Source organism: Kribbella qitaiheensis, assembly GCF_042657745.1.
Classification (GTDB): Bacteria; Actinomycetota; Actinomycetes; order Propionibacteriales; family Kribbellaceae; genus Kribbella; species Kribbella qitaiheensis.
In genome coordinates, this window is the sequence record NZ_JBHSKE010000025.1 from 29,251 (window position 1) to 43,980 (window position 14,730).

A 14,730-nucleotide genomic window follows, 5' to 3' on the forward strand; every position below is an offset into this window, starting at 1 on the left:
GACTGGGCGGATCCAGGCGAACACCGACGCAGTACAAAGCAGTTTGGGGGAGTATGAACGAGGACTTGGAACACCTCGCGGCGAGGGCGGCGGCCGGCGAGGAGGGGGTCGTCCCCGAACTGCTGCAGGCGATCCGTCCGCAGGTGCTGCGCCGGGTGTCCAAGTTCCTGCCGTTCCGCGAGGACGCCGAGGAGGCCGCGCAGGACACGCTGCTCCAGGTGGCGACCAAGATCCACACCTTCAAGGGCACCGGCAGCTTCGCCGGCTGGCTGACCGTGGTCGCGACGAACTGCGCCCGGCAGACCTACCGCTCGCTGAAGCGCCGGTCCGTCGAGCAGTCCGCCGAGGTGCTGCCGGAGTCGGTGGATCCGCGCACCACCTCCGTCATCGCCGGTTCACGCCTCGACCTGCTGGAGGCGCTCGAAGCGCTCGAGTCGAACCACCCGCAACTCGTCCAGCCGCTGGTACTGCGCGATCTCGGCGCGATGTCGTATGCCGAGATCGCCGACGAACTGGCCGTGCCGCTCGGGACCGTCAAGGCCCGGATCCACCAGGCCCGCAAGGAAGTCGCCGAGCACCTCACTGTCCGCTGATCCTCAGCGCAGCGCAGACCGCTGGGCGCCGGGGTCGATCGTCTTCGACTGGACCGCGGTGTTGACCGCGACGCCCATCCACTTCTGCAGGGTCTGGGTCGCCTCGGTGCGCAGCGGCGTCGGCAGCGCCCCGATGCTCGAGCCGTGGTTGCCGTTCGGCACGGTGTACCAGTGGGAGTCCCGGGTGCCCGGTCCCGGCGCGAACTTCTCCGCGCTCCACGGGTCGTTCTCGCCGTACACGAACAGCATCCGGCGACCGGACAGCCGCAGCCACAGGTCGACGTCCAGCATCGCGGCCGGTTCGTGCTTCGGCTCGATCGCGTCCGGTACGGCGGCCGGCGCGTCGCCCGCCTCGCGGTAGTGCAGCAAGCCCTTGAGCCAGGTGGTCTTGCTCGCCACGTCCGGCCAGTTCAGCTGCTGGGTCGCCTGGAAGTAGTACGGCAGGAAGCCCGCGGTGCCTTCGTCGGAGTAGAACGACCAGCCGGAGATCGCGTCGATGAAGTCGAACAACTCCTGGTCCGTCGCTGCCGCGGTACCGGGCACGGAAGGGCAACTCGCCTGCGTGCTGTACTGCCAGAACGCGAACGGCGTGTCCAGCACGGCCGCCTCCAGCGCACGATCGACCGAGCCGAATGTGTCCTCGTAGGTCAGCCCATTCGCCGCGGCGTACTCGGTCAGCTTCGCGACCATCGCGGGCCGCCGGAGCAGGGTGTTGCGCTGCATGTTCCGCAGGGCCTCGTTGCAGGCCGGGTCGGTCCCCGCCTGCTGGATGAAGTCGACATACGAGTCGCGCTTGTTGATCACGTCCTGCGGCGCCACGTAGGCGACGGTCGCGTCCACGTCGTTCGGGTAGAACCGGCGGTGGTACACCGACGTCATGCCGCCCTTGCTGGCACCCGTCGACACCCACTTGCCGAGGTAGAGGTTCTGCTTGAAGGCCTGGACGATCCGGTGGTGGTCGGTCGCCGCCTGCCAGATGTTCAGCTTCGACCAATTCTTGCTGGCTGGGGTGGAGGTGTTGAAGAACCGCTGCTCGACGTTGAGCTGGTTGCCGTCGACGAGCCGGGTCGGCTCCGAGGTGAACGCGCCGCCGACCCCGCCGTACCCGGTGGTGTGCAGCACGGTCGGCCGGTCGAACCCGCGGTGCCACAACGTCACCCGCTGCTCGAACTTCTCGCCGTTCGGCTTCTTGTGATCCGTCGGCTGGGTGTACCGCAGCACGAAGAACGGCTTCCCCGCGACCAGGCTGCTGCTCTCGATCCGCAAGCCGGGGATGGCGGCCAGCTTCGCCGCCACCTCGGCCACCGGATCAGCAGCCTGTACTGCGGGCGCGGCCGCCGCGGTGGTCACCGCGGATCCCGCGACCAGCGCAAGAACCAGTGCAACAACAGGAAGACGGGCAAACCGGCGCATCGGCAGGCTCCTCAGTGTGGGGCGACACTCCTGAAGAGAGTAAGCGGCCGCACGGACAACCGCGACCCCTCAGCTGAAGCGGCTCCGGACCACGACCGCCCGGCGCAGGTCGTCCGTCAGGTCGGAGACGGTCCGACGGATGCTCGGGGCAACGGTGTCGTCGGCGACCAGTGCCTCGGCCTGGTCGATCACCCGCTGATCCACCGCGAACCGCGGAAAGATGCGGGTCGTCGTCAGCGAGATCGCCATTCCGGCCCGGTGATCGGCTGTCCCGGCGATCTCCGCGAAGAAGCGGTCCACGTACGGCGCGGTGAGCTCGGCCTGGGCGGGATGCCAGAAGCCCTCGCAGGTGGCGAACAACTCGTTCACCCCGATCGCGGGATCCGTCATGATCCGCGTCCAGGCGGCCTCCTTGCCGTCGGCGGTCGCCGCGTAGCACCGCGCGGCCTGCGAGACGCCCTCGGTCGACTGGTCCCTGGCCAGCTCCGCGTCGATCTCCGCCTTGCCGAACGCGCCCAGCCGGACGAGTCGCAGTACCAGTGACCAGCGCAGATCGGCGTCGACAGCTAGGCCCTCGGGGATCTGGCCGCCGTCGAGCCAGCCCTTCAGCAACTGCTCGTCCGCCGTTGTGGCGACGACTCCGCGCGTGATGGCGAGCTGCAGGCTGCTGCCAGGTGGCGTCTGGGCGAGCCGGGCGGTCAGTACGTCGGCAGCCTGCGCGCGGTACGGCTCGTATGGGAAGAGGTAGACCCCGAGCAGGCGGTCTTCCAGCCAGCGCAGCAACGAACCCACCGCGATGTCGCTGTCCTCCTGCGCCAGCGCAGCCAGCAGGATCTCGAAGGCCTGGCGCGGATCCAGTTCGGCATCGGCGGTCGAGTCGCGGATGCTGTTCCAGATCACCGCGCGGGTGGTGTCGTTCTCGATCCTCGGCAGTACCGCGGGCAGGTTCGCGAGGCTCTCCGCATCGAGCCTGATCTTGGCCCAGGTGTCGTCGGCCGCATCGGGCACGATCACCTTCAGCGCGGGGTCGAGTTCCACGTCCACCTGGTCGCCGTCCAGCAGTACCGGGACGGACGTGCTGCGGCCCTGCTCGTCGTACTCGGCGACCGTGAACTGGTGCGGACGGTCGGCCGGGTGGTCCGCGGGCGCCTTGCGGTGCAGGCGGATCCCGGTCTCCGTGCGTTCGGCGCTGATCGTGTCCAGGCCGGCCGTGCGCAACCACTGCGCGGACCAGTTCGGCAGGTCCTCGGCACCGGCCTCGGTGAGCTTGCCGATGAACTCCGCCAGGTCCGCGTTGCCGAACTCGTGCGCGTCGATGTGCGCGTTGACGCCGTTCAGGAACACCTCGTCGCCGAGGTAGGTGGCGAGCTGCTTCAGTACCGCGGCGCCCTTGGCGTAGGAGATCCCGTCGAAGTCGTCGAGCGACGCCCGCGCGTCCTTGACCGGGTCAGCCGCGACCGGATGCGTCGAGGTCCGCTGGTCCGCCAGCAGACCCCACCACTTGCGCACGAACGCGAAGTCCGTCCAGTGCCCGCGGTGATCCGTCGCGTCGTGCGAGACCCGGTGCGCCATGTACTCCGCGAAGGACTCGTTCAGCCACAGGTCGTTCCACCACTTCATCGTGACGGTGTCGCCGAACCACATGTGCGCCATCTCGTGCACCACGATCCGCGCCCTGGTACTGCGTTCCGCGTCCGTCACCTTGGACCGGAACACCAGGCTGTCCGCGAACGTCACGCACCCCGGGTTCTCCATCGCGCCGAGGTTGAAGTCGGGCACGAACACCTGGTGGTACTCGCCGAACGGATACCGGTACCCGAACAACCGGTGGTACTCGTCGAACGCCTGTGCCGTGGTGCGGAAGAGGTCGTCCTGGTCCTTGTCCAGGTGCTCCTTCAGGCTCTGCCGGCAGGCCAGGCCGAGCGGGATGCCGTCGTGCTCGGACCGGATCAGGTGGTAGGGACCCGCCACCAGCGTCACGAAGTACGTGGAGAGCGGTTTGGTCTCGGCGAGCTTCCACTGGCCGGGCGCGGTCTGCGTCGCCGCTCCGTTCCCGAGCACGATCCAGTCCTCGGGGCACCGCACCGACATCGTGTACGGCGCTTTCAGGTCCGGCTGGTCGAAGCAGGCGAAGTACCGCGGGGCGGACTCCAGCGAGGACATCCCGTAGGTGTAGACCCGGCCATCGGCGGCGTCGACCGTCCGCTGCAGCCCTTCCCCGTCGGCCGAGTACGCCATCCGGCTGGTGACGACCAGTTCGTTCTCGGCACGCAACCCCTCGAGCGGCAACCGCCCGTCGACCAGACCGGCGACGTCAACGGGAACCCCGTTCAGCGTCACCGAGGTCAACTCGTCGGGCTTCACGTCGACAAAGGTGCTGTCGGCCGACGCTGCGAACCGGATCCGGCTGACCGAGCCGAAAGTGGTGTCCCCGGTGGTCAGGTCGAACTCGAGGTGGTATCCGCGAACGGTGACGGCGGCGGCCCGGATCCGGGCGTCCTCCACGGTGAGAGCAGGCATACTCCGGACGCTAGCAACCCGGCCTAAACGGGCGGGAGCTTGGACCGATCGCGCTCATGGCGGAGGTACAGTCCCGTCGCGGTCGACACGCTGGTGAGCAGCCAGACCGCCACCCCGGCATCGTCGGCCACCCCGATGATCGGCAGCAGTTCGGGGAGGATGTCGATCGGCGAGACCAGGTACACCAGCGCGAGCACCCACAAAGCCATCCGGCTCTTGGGCAACCCGGCATAACCCTCCTGACGCGCCGCCCGCAGCAGTCGCGGCAGCGCACGGGTCCGTTCGAAGAAGTCTCCGATGGGCACCGGCTCTCCCCTGGCCACCCGCCGCCGACGACGCGCCCGCCGAAGCAGGCCGAAGCCGGCCACGGCAGCCCCCACGACGAGCAGGCCCACCCCGGCCGCAGCCGCGGGCAAACCGGCAACATCGGCATCCCGGAACACCAATGTCGCCAGCCCCATCAAGCCCAGCAACCCACCGAAGTACAGCATCCATCAACCCTAGTGCGCCCCAGCCCAATAGGCAGGGAGGACGAGTGGCGGGGATCTACCCGGCGGCGAGGTGGATGTGGTGGGCGAGGGACTTGGTGGCGGCGGTCGGGCGGTGGGCGGAGTGGCAGAGCAGGTGGGCGCGGGTGGACCACGGGTCGGTGAGCGGGCGGATGTCCAGCAGGGGTCCCGGCGGTACAGAGCGGAGCGGGACGATGGCCAGGCCCACTCCCGCGGTCGCGAGGGTGATGAGCGCGTGGAGGGTGGGGACGAGGGTCCGGTACCGCGGGACCGGCGCGTGCGGGCCGAGGTGTTTGTCGATCCAGCCGCGGAGGGCGGCATCGGCGGGCAGGCCGACCATCGGGTGCTCGGCCACGTCGGCATACGAGAGCGACTGCCGCCCGGCGAGCACACCACCGGACTGCCCGATCACGACGAGCGAGTCGTCGGCCAGGGGTTCGGTCCGTAGTGAGGTCGAGCCGGCCTCGTCGTCCGACACGATGCCCAGGTCGGCCTTGCCCTCGCTGAGCAGGCGCAGCGACCGCGGAGTCCGCTGCTCGGACACCGTCACGTCATGCTCGGGATACTCCCGCAGGAACGACGCGAGCGCGGCCGGCACCAGCCGATCCATGGCAGACGTCCCAGCGACCAGCACAAGCGGCCGCGACCTCGCGGCGGTGTAGCTCGCGACAGCACTGTCGAGCCGGGCCGTCTGAGCCAGTACTTCGCGGGCGTGGCGGGCCAGCGTCGTACCAGCCGGCGTCGGCCGCACTCCGCGCCGCTCCCGGATCAGCAACGCAACCCCGGCCTGGGATTCAAGCGCCCTGATCCGCGCGCTGGCCGAAGGCAGACTTAGATGCATCCTCGCCGCTCCCGCCGTGATCGAACCCTCCGCAACAACATTCACGAACAGTCGCAGATCATCCAAGTCGTAGCGCATCTCACCAGCCTAAGGCTGAGCCATAGGCTGACCTCGGAAATAGCGCATTGTGCGGCTCGGTCCACACCATCGATGCTCGAACCGTGCTCACCGACGAGGACCGCGCCCGGATCGCGACGGCCTACGAGGCCTGCCAGATCGCCGACCTCGCCCGCCTCGCGATCACCACCCGCGACCCGGCCACAGCCCTCGCCCAGGCACACCAACTCCTCGCAACCGCCCACCACCTCCTCGAAGCGGCCCACGCCTACGCCCACGGCACGAACCCACCCGAGCGCTTCGCCGCGACCCACCCGGAGGAAGCAGCCGACGACATCGCCGACTGGCTTCTGCGCCACCACGAGGGCGAGCTCGATCACAAAGCCGGCACATTCCCGCGGATCCGGTAACGCCCGCGATTCCCACCCGATAGGCGGGCGGAGCGAGAACCCACCGGTTCTCCCCACCTTTACCTCCTGGGGGTTCTGTTGCGTCCGTCCTTGCGCCTCATCGCGCCGGCCGTCCTGGCGGCCATCGGCCTGACCGCGGCCGTGGTGCATCTCGCACCGGCCGAAGCAGAGGCCCAGACCGCGGGCGAGCCGTCCGTGACGGTGATCAGCCCGGTTGCCGAGAGCACCAACGCGCTGGGCGACGTCCCGGTGAAGATGACCGTCGACCTGGCCGGGGCGACCTCTGGTCGCGTCGACGTCTCCCTCGGGTACTACATCAGCGGGGCCGCCGACATCCCCGAGGGCAGCTGCGAGGCCGGTTGCGAGGTCACCGTCACCTTGCACATGGGTGACTGGGACCACCCGCGGCTGGGGTCGGTCCTGCTGAGCGCGAAGCTGACCACCGCCGACGCCACGACGTACGGCGGCGGCACGGTGTACTTCTCCGGCCCGGTGGCGATCTCCGAGATGCGGCACGTCCGCGACGGCCAGCTGTACGAGGACGCCGTGGTCGATGCCATCGGCAACTTCCGGGTCAGCGCCTCGAATGAGCCCGGTGACGCCGTCGCCGAGGTCCGGCTGCGCGACCTCGCGGGCACAGCACTCGTCACGGAGTCGGCGGCGTTCACCGTCACCCGGGGCGTCTGGCACGACGCCGTGTTCAGCCTCGACCTCACCGCCGTCCCGAACGGGTTCTACGAGCTGCACAGCCGGACCCGCGGCACAGACGGGCTGTACGGCGAAGGCCGAAGACTCGACGTCCGCGTGAACCACACGAACCCGGCGATCTTCGACACGGGGACGGACGCCCCCCAGATCGGGTCCGCGATGGTCAGCGGCAACCTGACCGTCCAGGGGCCGCTGCTGAGCGGCAGCAAGCCGGACATCGCCACGGCGACCGTCGACGGCGTCGAGCGCTCGGTACTCCTCCTCCCGGGCTGGGGCCCGGGGCAGTGGCAGAAGCCCGGCACCAAGGCGCAGTCGGGCTTCTACGTGGAAGGTCCCGCGCTCGGCGTCGGCAGCCACCAGGTGGCGCTACGCCTGCTGGACCCGGCCGGACGCGTGATCGGGACGCCGACCACCCGGACCATCGTGGTGATCGCGGACTCCCAGGCCACCGTGGTCGCGCCGAAGCTGGTGGTCGGCCGCAAGTCGACGGTCACGCTGACCGCCGATCCGCCGGCCGGCCGGCAGTTCGACAGCTGCGCGCTGGGCCTGAGCGGTCCGGCGGGCGCCGACGCGTTCATGGTCGGCTCGTGGTGCTCGATAGTCAAGCCGCTCCCGAGCCTGCGCACCACCGCCGCGGTCACGCCCCGGCGAGCCGGGGCGAACACGTTCACCGTCTATCTGAACACCAGCGACGGCCACACCCGGAACATCCCGGTCGCGGCCACCGTCTACTCCGCCCGGCGCGCCGCCGTCCGCGCTCCCGCCGTCCCGTACGGCGCTCGCGGTACGTCGACGGTGGTCGTCCAGGACTCGGCCAGGCTCAACACCTGGGCAGCGGCTCCGGCCGGCATCACGGTCTCCCTGCAGCGGCTGGCTGTCGGGACCACTCGCTGGGTGACGGTCGGTTCCGCGAAGACCGTGGCCGGCGGTATCGCCTCGATCCCCTTCACCAGCACCACGAACGGTGCGTTCCGGGCCGTGCTGCTGTCGTCCGTGCCAGTTGAAACGACGGTCTCCCCGGTGACCAGCGCAGTCTCCAGCGCCACCGTCGGCTGGCGTCTCGCTCCGCGCGCCGCGACCCGCGGGAAGGCTGTCGTCTTCGAGGTGCTCGCCAACCCGTACGACGCGGGCGCACTCGCGCAACTGCAGGTTCGCAAATCCGGCACGACCAAGTGGGTCGCCGTGAAGAGCGTCGCGGTTCCGACCAGCCGGATCGCTCGCCTCGCCTACGCGTTCCCGAGCGCGGGCGCCTGGTCGGTCCGGGTCTACCGCCCGGCGACCAAGCAGCACGCGGCCGGCGTTTCAGTGGCCCTGGGCGTTAGCGTCAAGTAGCCCCGAACCGGCCCGAGATCGGCACAGTAGGGCCCGCGGACCATGGAGTCCGCGGGCCCTGCTGCGTTGACGGATCAGTCGATCAGGCCTGTGACGATGGTGGTCATCCGGTCGACGGGGATGGCGAAGCCGATGCCGATGTTGCCGCCGGTGCGGCTGGAGGTGCCGAGGGTGGCGATGGCGGTGTTGACGCCGACGACCTGGCCGGCCGCGTTGACCAGTGGGCCGCCGGAGTTGCCGGGGTTGATGGCCGCGTCGGTCTGGATCGCGGTCTGGCGGTTGCCGCTGTCGCCGAAGCGGGCCTGGCGGTTCACCGCGCTGACGATGCCTGCCGTCACCGTTCCCTCCAGCCCGAGGGGTGAGCCGACGGCGAGCACCGGGTCGCCCACCTGGAGCTGCGAGGACCGGCCGAGCGTGAGCGCCCGCAGGCCGGAGGTGTCACCGTTGACCTGGAGGACGGCCAGGTCGTTGTTCGAGTCGACCCCGATGATGTCGGCGTCGAGCGAGCGCCCGTTCGACAGGACCAATGACACATTGCTCGCTCCTTCCACCACGTGGGCGTTCGTGACTACGTGTCCCTGCCGGTCGATCGCGAAACCCGAGCCGGTGGCCCGGCCGGCCCGGACGGACACCACGCCGGGCAGCACCGCCGCCGCGGCTGAGGAGATCGACGAACCCGATCCCGACGGAGCCGAGGCCTGGGGGAGTTCCACCGGTGCGACCGCGGCCGGCGAGTCGAAGGCGCCACCCGTCACGGCGCCGGCCAGGCCACCCGCCAGGACGGACAACGCGATCCCGGTCGCGAGCACCCGCCCGGTACGCCGTACCGGGGTCGGGGCCGTCACCCCGACCTGAGGTGCCGCGGCCGGAGAGGGGGGTGCCGGCGTGGCGGAGGCCGGGGTGACGGGGAACGGGATGCCGGCGGGCAGTGGCTGGGGCGGGGCGGCCGGCGGCGGTCCGGGCTGATAGTGCGGCCCGCGGAAGGGTTGACCGAGATGTGGGCTCACAGCAGGCTCCTGACGTACAGCACTAGGGCAGGCGCGAGAACCAGAGCAGCGATGCCAGGCCGGCCAGCAGGGCTACGGCCAGGGCGATTCCCGCCACCAGGTTGGTGATCTCGCGTTCCTCGGTGGTCCAGCCGATCGACGACTGGAGATCGGAGTACACGTCGCGCAGTTCCTCGTCGCTCTCCGCGGCGTAGAAGGAACCGCTGGTCGCCTCGGCCAGCCCGCGCAGGGACTCGGTGTCGGCGGGGACCGGGATGGACCGGCCTTCGATGTCGACCGTGCCCTCGGGTGTCCCGTAGGCGATGGTCGAGACCGGTACGCCGGCCTCCGTCGCCGCCTGGGCCGCCTCCTCGACGGGCCGCCCGGAGGTGTTGCCACCGTCGGACAGCAGCACGATCCGGGTCGGCGGCGGGTCCTGCGCCGCATCCGCGTCCAGCGACCGGACTGCCTGCAGGCTCGTCATCACGGCCTCGCCGATCGCGGTGCTGTCGGTCAGGGTCAGCCCGTTGATCGCGTCGACGGTGGCCTGGTGGTTCGTGCTCGGCGGCGCCACCACGTTCGCAGTACGGGCGAACGAGACCAGGCCGACGTTGAACTGCTCGGGCAGGTCGTTCACGAACTCGGTCGCGGCCTGTTTCGCCACCTCGAACCGGTTCGGCTCGACGTCGGTGGCGGCCATCGAGTTCGAGATGTCCATCGCCACCACGACGGTCGCGCGTTCCCGCGGCACCCGGACGTCGGTGACGGGCCGGGCGATCGCGATGGTGAGGACGGTCATCGCGGCCAGGAAGGCCAGCGCGGGCGCATGCCGTCGCCAGCCGGGCCGCCGCGGCGCGACCTTCTCCAGCATCGGCAGCGTCGCGAACCGTACGGCGTACTTGCTGCGGCGGCGTTGTGCGACCAGGTAGGCCACGACGAGCGCCGCGACCACCAGCAGCAGCCAGAGCCACAGCGGTTGCTCGAATTTCATCGGATACCGGTCCTCCCTCGTGGGGTTCGGCGGGTGTGGGCCCGGCGGCGTGCGGTGGCGAAGGCGGCCACGTCGCGGACCCAGTCGGTGTCGGTTCGCAGTACCAGGTGGGCCGCGCCGGCGGCACGGATCGCCTGGGCGGTCTGCGCGCGTTGCTCGGCCATCGCCGCGGCGTACCGCTCGCGCAGCCGCTTCCTGCCGGTCTGGACCTCGCGTCGCCGGCCGGTCTCGGGATCGACCAGCGTCAGCAGGCCGACCTCGGGGAGTTCGAGCTCGCGGGGGTCGAGGATCTCGACGGCGATCACCTCGTGCCGCGCGCCCAGCCTGCGCAGCGGATCCGCCCAGCCTTCGCCATGGAAGTCAGAGGCGACCACGCGCAACCCGGGCCTCGGATGCTCCCGGTTCAGCCGGGTGATCGCGTGGCCGAGATCGGTGACCGGGTGCTCCCCCGGCTCCGGCCGCGGCAGGGACAGCAGCGTTCGCAAGGTACGCCGCAGCGCCGCCACCCCGCCGACGTCCGGGATCCGTCTGACTTCGTTGCCCAGGGCAACGCGCACGCCGAGCCGGTTGCCGGGGCGGTCCGCGAGCAGCCCGACGGCTCCGACGACAGCGACGGCCAGATCCCGTTTCTCGCTGAGCGCGGTGCCGAAGTCCATGCTGGCGGACGCGTCCACCAGGGCCCAGGTTTCCAACTCCCGCTCCGCCAGCGGCGCCCGGACGTGCGGTTCGAGCGAGCGGGCGGTGACGTTCCAGTCCATCCGGCGGACGTCGTCCTGGCCGGCCTGGTACGGCCTGGCCTCGTTCGGCTCGCTGCCCGGACCGCTGCGCAGGCCGGTGATGTCGCCGTGCAGGAAGCCCTCGAGCTTCCGCTTCACCGACAGCTCCAGCGAGCGCAGTGCCCGCTCCCGCCCCGCCAGCAGGTCCGGACCTGTCATGCCGCCGACCCCTGTACCCCGACCCCGCCGCTCGGGTCGAACCCGCCGGTGCTGTTGACGCCCGGACCGGGTGGCGTGTCGTCCGCCGGTACGACGTGCGGCTGCTCAACGGCGTGCAGCACCCTCGACACCACCGCGCGCGGGTCGACCCCGTCGGCGAGCGCGTCGAACGTCAGCACGAGACGATGCGCCATCACGTCGTGCGCCACGTCGTACACGTCGGCCGGCAGCACGTAGTCCCGGCCCCGCAAGAGTGCGAGCGCGCGACCGGCCGCCACCAGGCCGAGCGTGGCCCGCGGACTCACGCCGAAGTCCAGCACTCCGCCGAGATCGTCGATCCCGTACTGCTGCGGAGCCCTGGTCGCGTGGACCAGCCGGACGACGTACTCCGCGACGGCGTTGTGCACGAAGACGTCTTCCGTTGCCTCCTGCAACTCACTGACCATGGCGGGAGTGAGTACCGCGTTGGCGTGCGGCCGGTGCGAGCTCATCCGCTGCAGGATGGTGAGCTCCTCCATCGGCGTCGGGTAGTCGACCGTGATCTTCAGCAGGAACCGGTCCCGCTGCGCCTCGGGCAACGCGTAGACGCCCTCGGACTCGATCGGGTTCTGGGTCGCGAGCACCAGGAACGGCTCGGGCAGCGGGTAACTGACCCCGCCGATGCTGACCTGGTTCTCGGCCATTGCCTCGAGCAACGCCGACTGCACCTTCGCCGGCGCCCGGTTGATCTCGTCGGCGAGCACGAGGTTCGCGAAGATCGGGCCGAGCTCGGTGTCGAAGCCCTCGGCGGACGGTCGCCAGATCCGCGTGCCGACGATGTCGCCGGGGACCAGGTCGGGGGTGAACTGCAGGCGGGCGAACCGGCCGCCGATCACCTCCGCGAGGGTCCGGACGGCGAGCGTCTTCGCGACGCCGGGAACACCTTCCAGCAGGCAGTGACCGCGGGCCAGCAGGCCGACGAGCATCCGCTCCACCAACTGGTCCTGACCGACGACCACGCGCTTCACCTCGAAGAGGGCGCGCTCGAGCACTGCGGTCATGCGTTGCCCTGCGGGTCGGTCTCGCTCTGCTCAGGTTGGGTGGGCTGGGAGCCCTGGGTGCCGGGGCTCTCGGTGCCGGAGCCGTTCTTCTCAGGGCAGTCGCGACCGTCACGCTGGGCGCCGCTGCCGTTCTGGCCCTGGCCGGGCCCGGTGCTCGGGTCGGCGCCGGGACTCGGGGTGGTCGCGCCGTCCTCGATGGTGACGTAGCCCTGCTCGGGCGTGGGGTCATTGCCGGCCGCATACGCGATGCCGCCGACGCCCAGCGCGGCGGTGGCGACCGCAGTACCGAGCAGGAGACGTTTGCCGGGGAGGTTCATGAATTCGCTCCTTGGTTCGGGATGTTGGGCTCCAGATCATCAGGACGGCCCGAAAACGACCGGAAAGCAGAGCGAAAGTCCGCCGAAAGAGCTCACCTGGACTTGCGGTCGGCGCGGCTACCTTGGTCTCGTGCGATTACTGGTGGTGGAGGACGAGGAAGGTCTGGTCAGCGCGCTGCGCTCGGGACTGGGCCGGGCCGGCTATGCCGTGGACACGGCCGAGAACGGCGCCGTGGCGATGGAGAAGCTCGCGACCACGGCGTACGACCTAGCGATCCTGGACATCACCCTGCCCGACCTGAGCGGCCTCGACCTGTGCCGCGCGGTACGGCGGGGCGAGATCGAGGTGGCGTCCGGGCGGGAGTTGCGGGTGCTGATGCTGACCGCGCGGGCTTCGCTGGCGGACCGGGTCCGGGGGCTCGACGAGGGTGCTGACGACTACCTGACCAAGCCGTTCGCCCTGGTGGAGTTGCTGGCGCGGATCCGCGCGCTGCTCCGGCGGGACGTGACGAACGGGACCACCCAGTTGCACGTCGGCGACCTGGTGCTGGACAGCTCGCGCCACCTCGCCACCCGCGCGGGCCGGGAACTGCCGCTGACGTTGAAGGAGTTCGGCGTACTGCGGTACTTGATGTCGCGGCCCGGGCATGTCGTGTCGGCCGAGGAACTGCTCGAGCACGTGTGGGACGAGAACGCGGACCCGTTCACCCAGAGCGTGCGGGTGACCGTCGGGACGCTGCGGCGCAAGCTCACCCTGGACGGCGAGGATCCCTTGCTGGAAACGGTGATCGGGCGCGGCTACCGGCTCAGAGGTGACACATGAAGCTCCCGCCGTGGACCCAGACGATCCGCTTCCGGCTCACCGTCGCGTACTCCGCCGTCCTGATCGGCCTGTCGGCGCTCGTCCTGGGCGGCCTGTACTTCGCGCTGTCGGCCTATCTCGATCCGACACCGCTGGACCCGATCACGGTCAACAAGGTCTACCGCGACCACGAGGGCAACCTGAAGGCCAAGGCGGGCCAGACCTTCCAGGCCGCGGAGTTGTCGAGCATCGAGTCCGCGGTGAACTACAAAACCCTGCAGACGTTGAGGAACTACTCCGCCGCCGGGATGGGGGCGCTGTTCCTCGTCAGCCTCGGCACCGGCTGGTGGTTGTCCGGTCGCGCACTCCGGCCCGTCCGGCAGATCACCGCGACGGCGCAGGACATCTCGGCCACCGACCTGTCCCGGCGGATCGCGCTGCAGGGACCGCGCGACGAACTGCGCAACCTGGCCGACACCGTGGACGACATGCTCGGCCGGCTGGAGTCCGCCTTCGTCGCCCAGCGACAACTCGTCGACGACGCCTCGCACGAACTCCGCAACCCGCTGGCAGTGATCCAGGCCAACGTCGACGCAGTACTAGCGCATGACGACACTCCACCGGACGATCGCGCGCAGGCGACCGCGATCGTCAGCCGCGCGATCCAGCGGATGACCCGGCTGGTGGAGGACCTGCTCGCGTCGGCTCGCCGCTCGTCCCCAGCCTTCGTCGACGCCGACGTGGATCTGGCCGCGATCGCTGGTGAGGCAGCCGAGGAATACGCCCTACTGGCGGCCGATCGCGAACTCCACCTGGTACGCCGGCTCGCGCCCGGGCCGATCGCCGCCGGAGATCCTCAGGCGCTCCGCCGGGCGGTAGACAACCTGCTCTCCAACGCGGTCCGGCTGGCTCGCGGCGGCAGCGAACTCGTCCTCGCGGTGGGCAGCCGCAGCGGCTGGGCCTGGATCGCCGTCCGAGACGAAGGCCCGGGAATCGCCGACGAGGACGCCGACCGCGTCTTCGACCGCTTCTTCCGCTCAGGCCAACGCCAGCCCGCCGCGGCCGTCGCCTCGACCGGCCAACGCCGAGCCGGCCTGGGCCTCGCCATCGTCCGCCAGATCGTCGAATCCCACGGCGGCTCCGTAGCCCTCCACTCCGAACTAGGCGTAGGCAGCACCTTCACCCTCTGGCTCCCCGAACGCTCCCTCACCAACACCACCCGCCGAACGCCTACCCCACCCACCGAAGACCCGCTGGGTCCACGCCTCTGAAGGCC

General features: G+C 70.3%; 14 protein-coding genes. 5 read left to right on the plus strand and 9 right to left on the minus strand.

Annotation, left to right across the window (positions count from 1 at the left end; all coding sequences use genetic code 11):
- Window positions 1-53 precede the first annotated feature (53 nt).
- Window positions 54-593: an RNA polymerase sigma factor gene (locus ACFPJ1_RS20135; RefSeq protein WP_380105928.1), complete on the plus strand. Its 540-nt coding sequence runs from the start codon at window positions 54-56 to the stop codon at window positions 591-593.
- Window positions 594-596: 3 nt separating this feature from the next.
- On the opposite strand, the gene ACFPJ1_RS20140 is transcribed toward ACFPJ1_RS20135, so the two are convergent.
- The 4 genes from ACFPJ1_RS20140 to ACFPJ1_RS20155 all read right to left on the minus strand — a co-directional run bounded on the left by ACFPJ1_RS20140 (window position 597) and on the right by ACFPJ1_RS20155 (window position 5,954).
- Window positions 597-2,006: a S28 family serine protease gene (locus tag ACFPJ1_RS20140; RefSeq protein WP_380105930.1), complete on the minus strand. Its 1,410-nt coding sequence runs from the start codon at window positions 2,004-2,006 to the stop codon at window positions 597-599.
- A 69-nt stretch (window positions 2,007-2,075) separates the two neighbouring features.
- Window positions 2,076-4,526: an aminopeptidase N gene (gene pepN, locus ACFPJ1_RS20145; protein WP_380105931.1), complete on the minus strand. Its 2,451-nt coding sequence runs from the start codon at window positions 4,524-4,526 to the stop codon at window positions 2,076-2,078.
- Between the two features lie 23 nt (window positions 4,527-4,549).
- Entirely contained in the window at window positions 4,550-5,017 is a 468-nt protein-coding gene (locus tag ACFPJ1_RS20150) for a YkvA family protein (RefSeq protein WP_380105932.1), read from the minus strand.
- A 55-nt stretch (window positions 5,018-5,072) separates the two neighbouring features.
- The gene (locus ACFPJ1_RS20155; protein ID WP_380105933.1) at window positions 5,073-5,954 is read right to left on the minus strand and encodes a LysR family transcriptional regulator; all 882 of its coding nucleotides are present in this window, start codon (window positions 5,952-5,954) and stop codon (window positions 5,073-5,075) included.
- 83 nt (window positions 5,955-6,037) lie between these two features.
- Here ACFPJ1_RS20155 and ACFPJ1_RS20160 point away from each other — a divergent pair, with 83 nt between their 5' ends.
- Both ACFPJ1_RS20160 and ACFPJ1_RS20165 read left to right on the plus strand, forming a co-directional pair.
- A complete protein-coding gene (locus ACFPJ1_RS20160; RefSeq protein ID WP_380105934.1) occupies window positions 6,038-6,343 on the plus strand; it encodes a hypothetical protein in 306 nt (101 codons plus the stop codon).
- A gap of 90 nt (window positions 6,344-6,433) precedes the next feature.
- Window positions 6,434-8,383, plus strand: a complete 1,950-nt coding sequence (locus ACFPJ1_RS20165) for a hypothetical protein (protein ID WP_380105935.1) — start codon at window positions 6,434-6,436, stop codon at window positions 8,381-8,383.
- Between the two features lie 74 nt (window positions 8,384-8,457).
- Here the strand turns inward: ACFPJ1_RS20165 and ACFPJ1_RS20170 are convergent, their stop codons facing one another.
- From ACFPJ1_RS20170 to ACFPJ1_RS20190, 5 genes are read right to left on the minus strand one after another with little or no spacing between them, the layout of a single operon-like run.
- On the minus strand, window positions 8,458-9,390 hold the full coding sequence (locus ACFPJ1_RS20170) for a S1C family serine protease (protein WP_380105937.1): 933 nt from the start codon (window positions 9,388-9,390) through the stop codon (window positions 8,458-8,460).
- Window positions 9,391-9,412: 22 nt separating this feature from the next.
- Window positions 9,413-10,360, minus strand: coding sequence for a VWA domain-containing protein (locus tag ACFPJ1_RS20175; protein ID WP_380105939.1), 948 nt, complete (start codon window positions 10,358-10,360; stop codon window positions 9,413-9,415).
- Window positions 10,357-11,295, minus strand: coding sequence for a DUF58 domain-containing protein (locus ACFPJ1_RS20180; RefSeq protein WP_380105940.1), 939 nt, complete (start codon window positions 11,293-11,295; stop codon window positions 10,357-10,359). The genes ACFPJ1_RS20175 and ACFPJ1_RS20180 overlap by 4 nt, the downstream gene beginning before the upstream one ends.
- A complete protein-coding gene (locus ACFPJ1_RS20185) occupies window positions 11,292-12,335 on the minus strand; it encodes an AAA family ATPase (RefSeq protein WP_380105942.1) in 1,044 nt (347 codons plus the stop codon). The genes ACFPJ1_RS20180 and ACFPJ1_RS20185 overlap by 4 nt, the downstream gene beginning before the upstream one ends.
- Entirely contained in the window at window positions 12,332-12,652 is a 321-nt protein-coding gene (locus ACFPJ1_RS20190; RefSeq protein WP_380105944.1) for a hypothetical protein, read from the minus strand. The genes ACFPJ1_RS20185 and ACFPJ1_RS20190 overlap by 4 nt, the downstream gene beginning before the upstream one ends.
- A 130-nt stretch (window positions 12,653-12,782) precedes the next feature.
- Between ACFPJ1_RS20190 and ACFPJ1_RS20195 the strand changes: the two genes are divergently transcribed.
- Together ACFPJ1_RS20195 and ACFPJ1_RS20200 are read left to right on the plus strand one after the other, a co-directional pair.
- Window positions 12,783-13,475 (plus strand): response regulator transcription factor, encoded by a 693-nt coding sequence (locus tag ACFPJ1_RS20195; RefSeq protein ID WP_380105946.1) that lies wholly within the window; start codon window positions 12,783-12,785, stop codon window positions 13,473-13,475.
- Complete coding sequence (locus ACFPJ1_RS20200; protein WP_380105947.1) at window positions 13,472-14,725, plus strand: sensor histidine kinase; 1,254 nt, start codon at window positions 13,472-13,474, stop codon at window positions 14,723-14,725. Before ACFPJ1_RS20195 ends, ACFPJ1_RS20200 begins: the two co-directional genes overlap by 4 nt.
- The last annotated feature ends 5 nt before the right edge of the window (window positions 14,726-14,730 follow it).

What these genes read in the sequence shown, in the direction of transcription:
- ACFPJ1_RS20135 (WP_380105928.1), top strand. Translation starts at nt 54, where the DNA reads ATGAACGAGGACTTGGAACACCTCGCGGCGAGGGCGGCGGCCGGCGAG.
- ACFPJ1_RS20140 (WP_380105930.1), bottom strand. Translation starts at nt 2,006, where the DNA reads ATGCGCCGGTTTGCCCGTCTTCCTGTTGTTGCACTGGTTCTTGCGCTG.
- pepN (WP_380105931.1), bottom strand. Translation starts at nt 4,526, where the DNA reads ATGCCTGCTCTCACCGTGGAGGACGCCCGGATCCGGGCCGCCGCCGTC.
- ACFPJ1_RS20150 (WP_380105932.1), bottom strand. Translation starts at nt 5,017, where the DNA reads ATGCTGTACTTCGGTGGGTTGCTGGGCTTGATGGGGCTGGCGACATTG.
- ACFPJ1_RS20155 (WP_380105933.1), bottom strand. Translation starts at nt 5,954, where the DNA reads ATGCGCTACGACTTGGATGATCTGCGACTGTTCGTGAATGTTGTTGCG.
- ACFPJ1_RS20175 (WP_380105939.1), bottom strand. Translation starts at nt 10,360, where the DNA reads ATGAAATTCGAGCAACCGCTGTGGCTCTGGCTGCTGCTGGTGGTCGCG.
- ACFPJ1_RS20180 (WP_380105940.1), bottom strand. Translation starts at nt 11,295, where the DNA reads ATGACAGGTCCGGACCTGCTGGCGGGGCGGGAGCGGGCACTGCGCTCG.
- ACFPJ1_RS20185 (WP_380105942.1), bottom strand. Translation starts at nt 12,335, where the DNA reads ATGACCGCAGTGCTCGAGCGCGCCCTCTTCGAGGTGAAGCGCGTGGTC.
- ACFPJ1_RS20190 (WP_380105944.1), bottom strand. Translation starts at nt 12,652, where the DNA reads ATGAACCTCCCCGGCAAACGTCTCCTGCTCGGTACTGCGGTCGCCACC.
- ACFPJ1_RS20200 (WP_380105947.1), top strand. Translation starts at nt 13,472, where the DNA reads ATGAAGCTCCCGCCGTGGACCCAGACGATCCGCTTCCGGCTCACCGTC.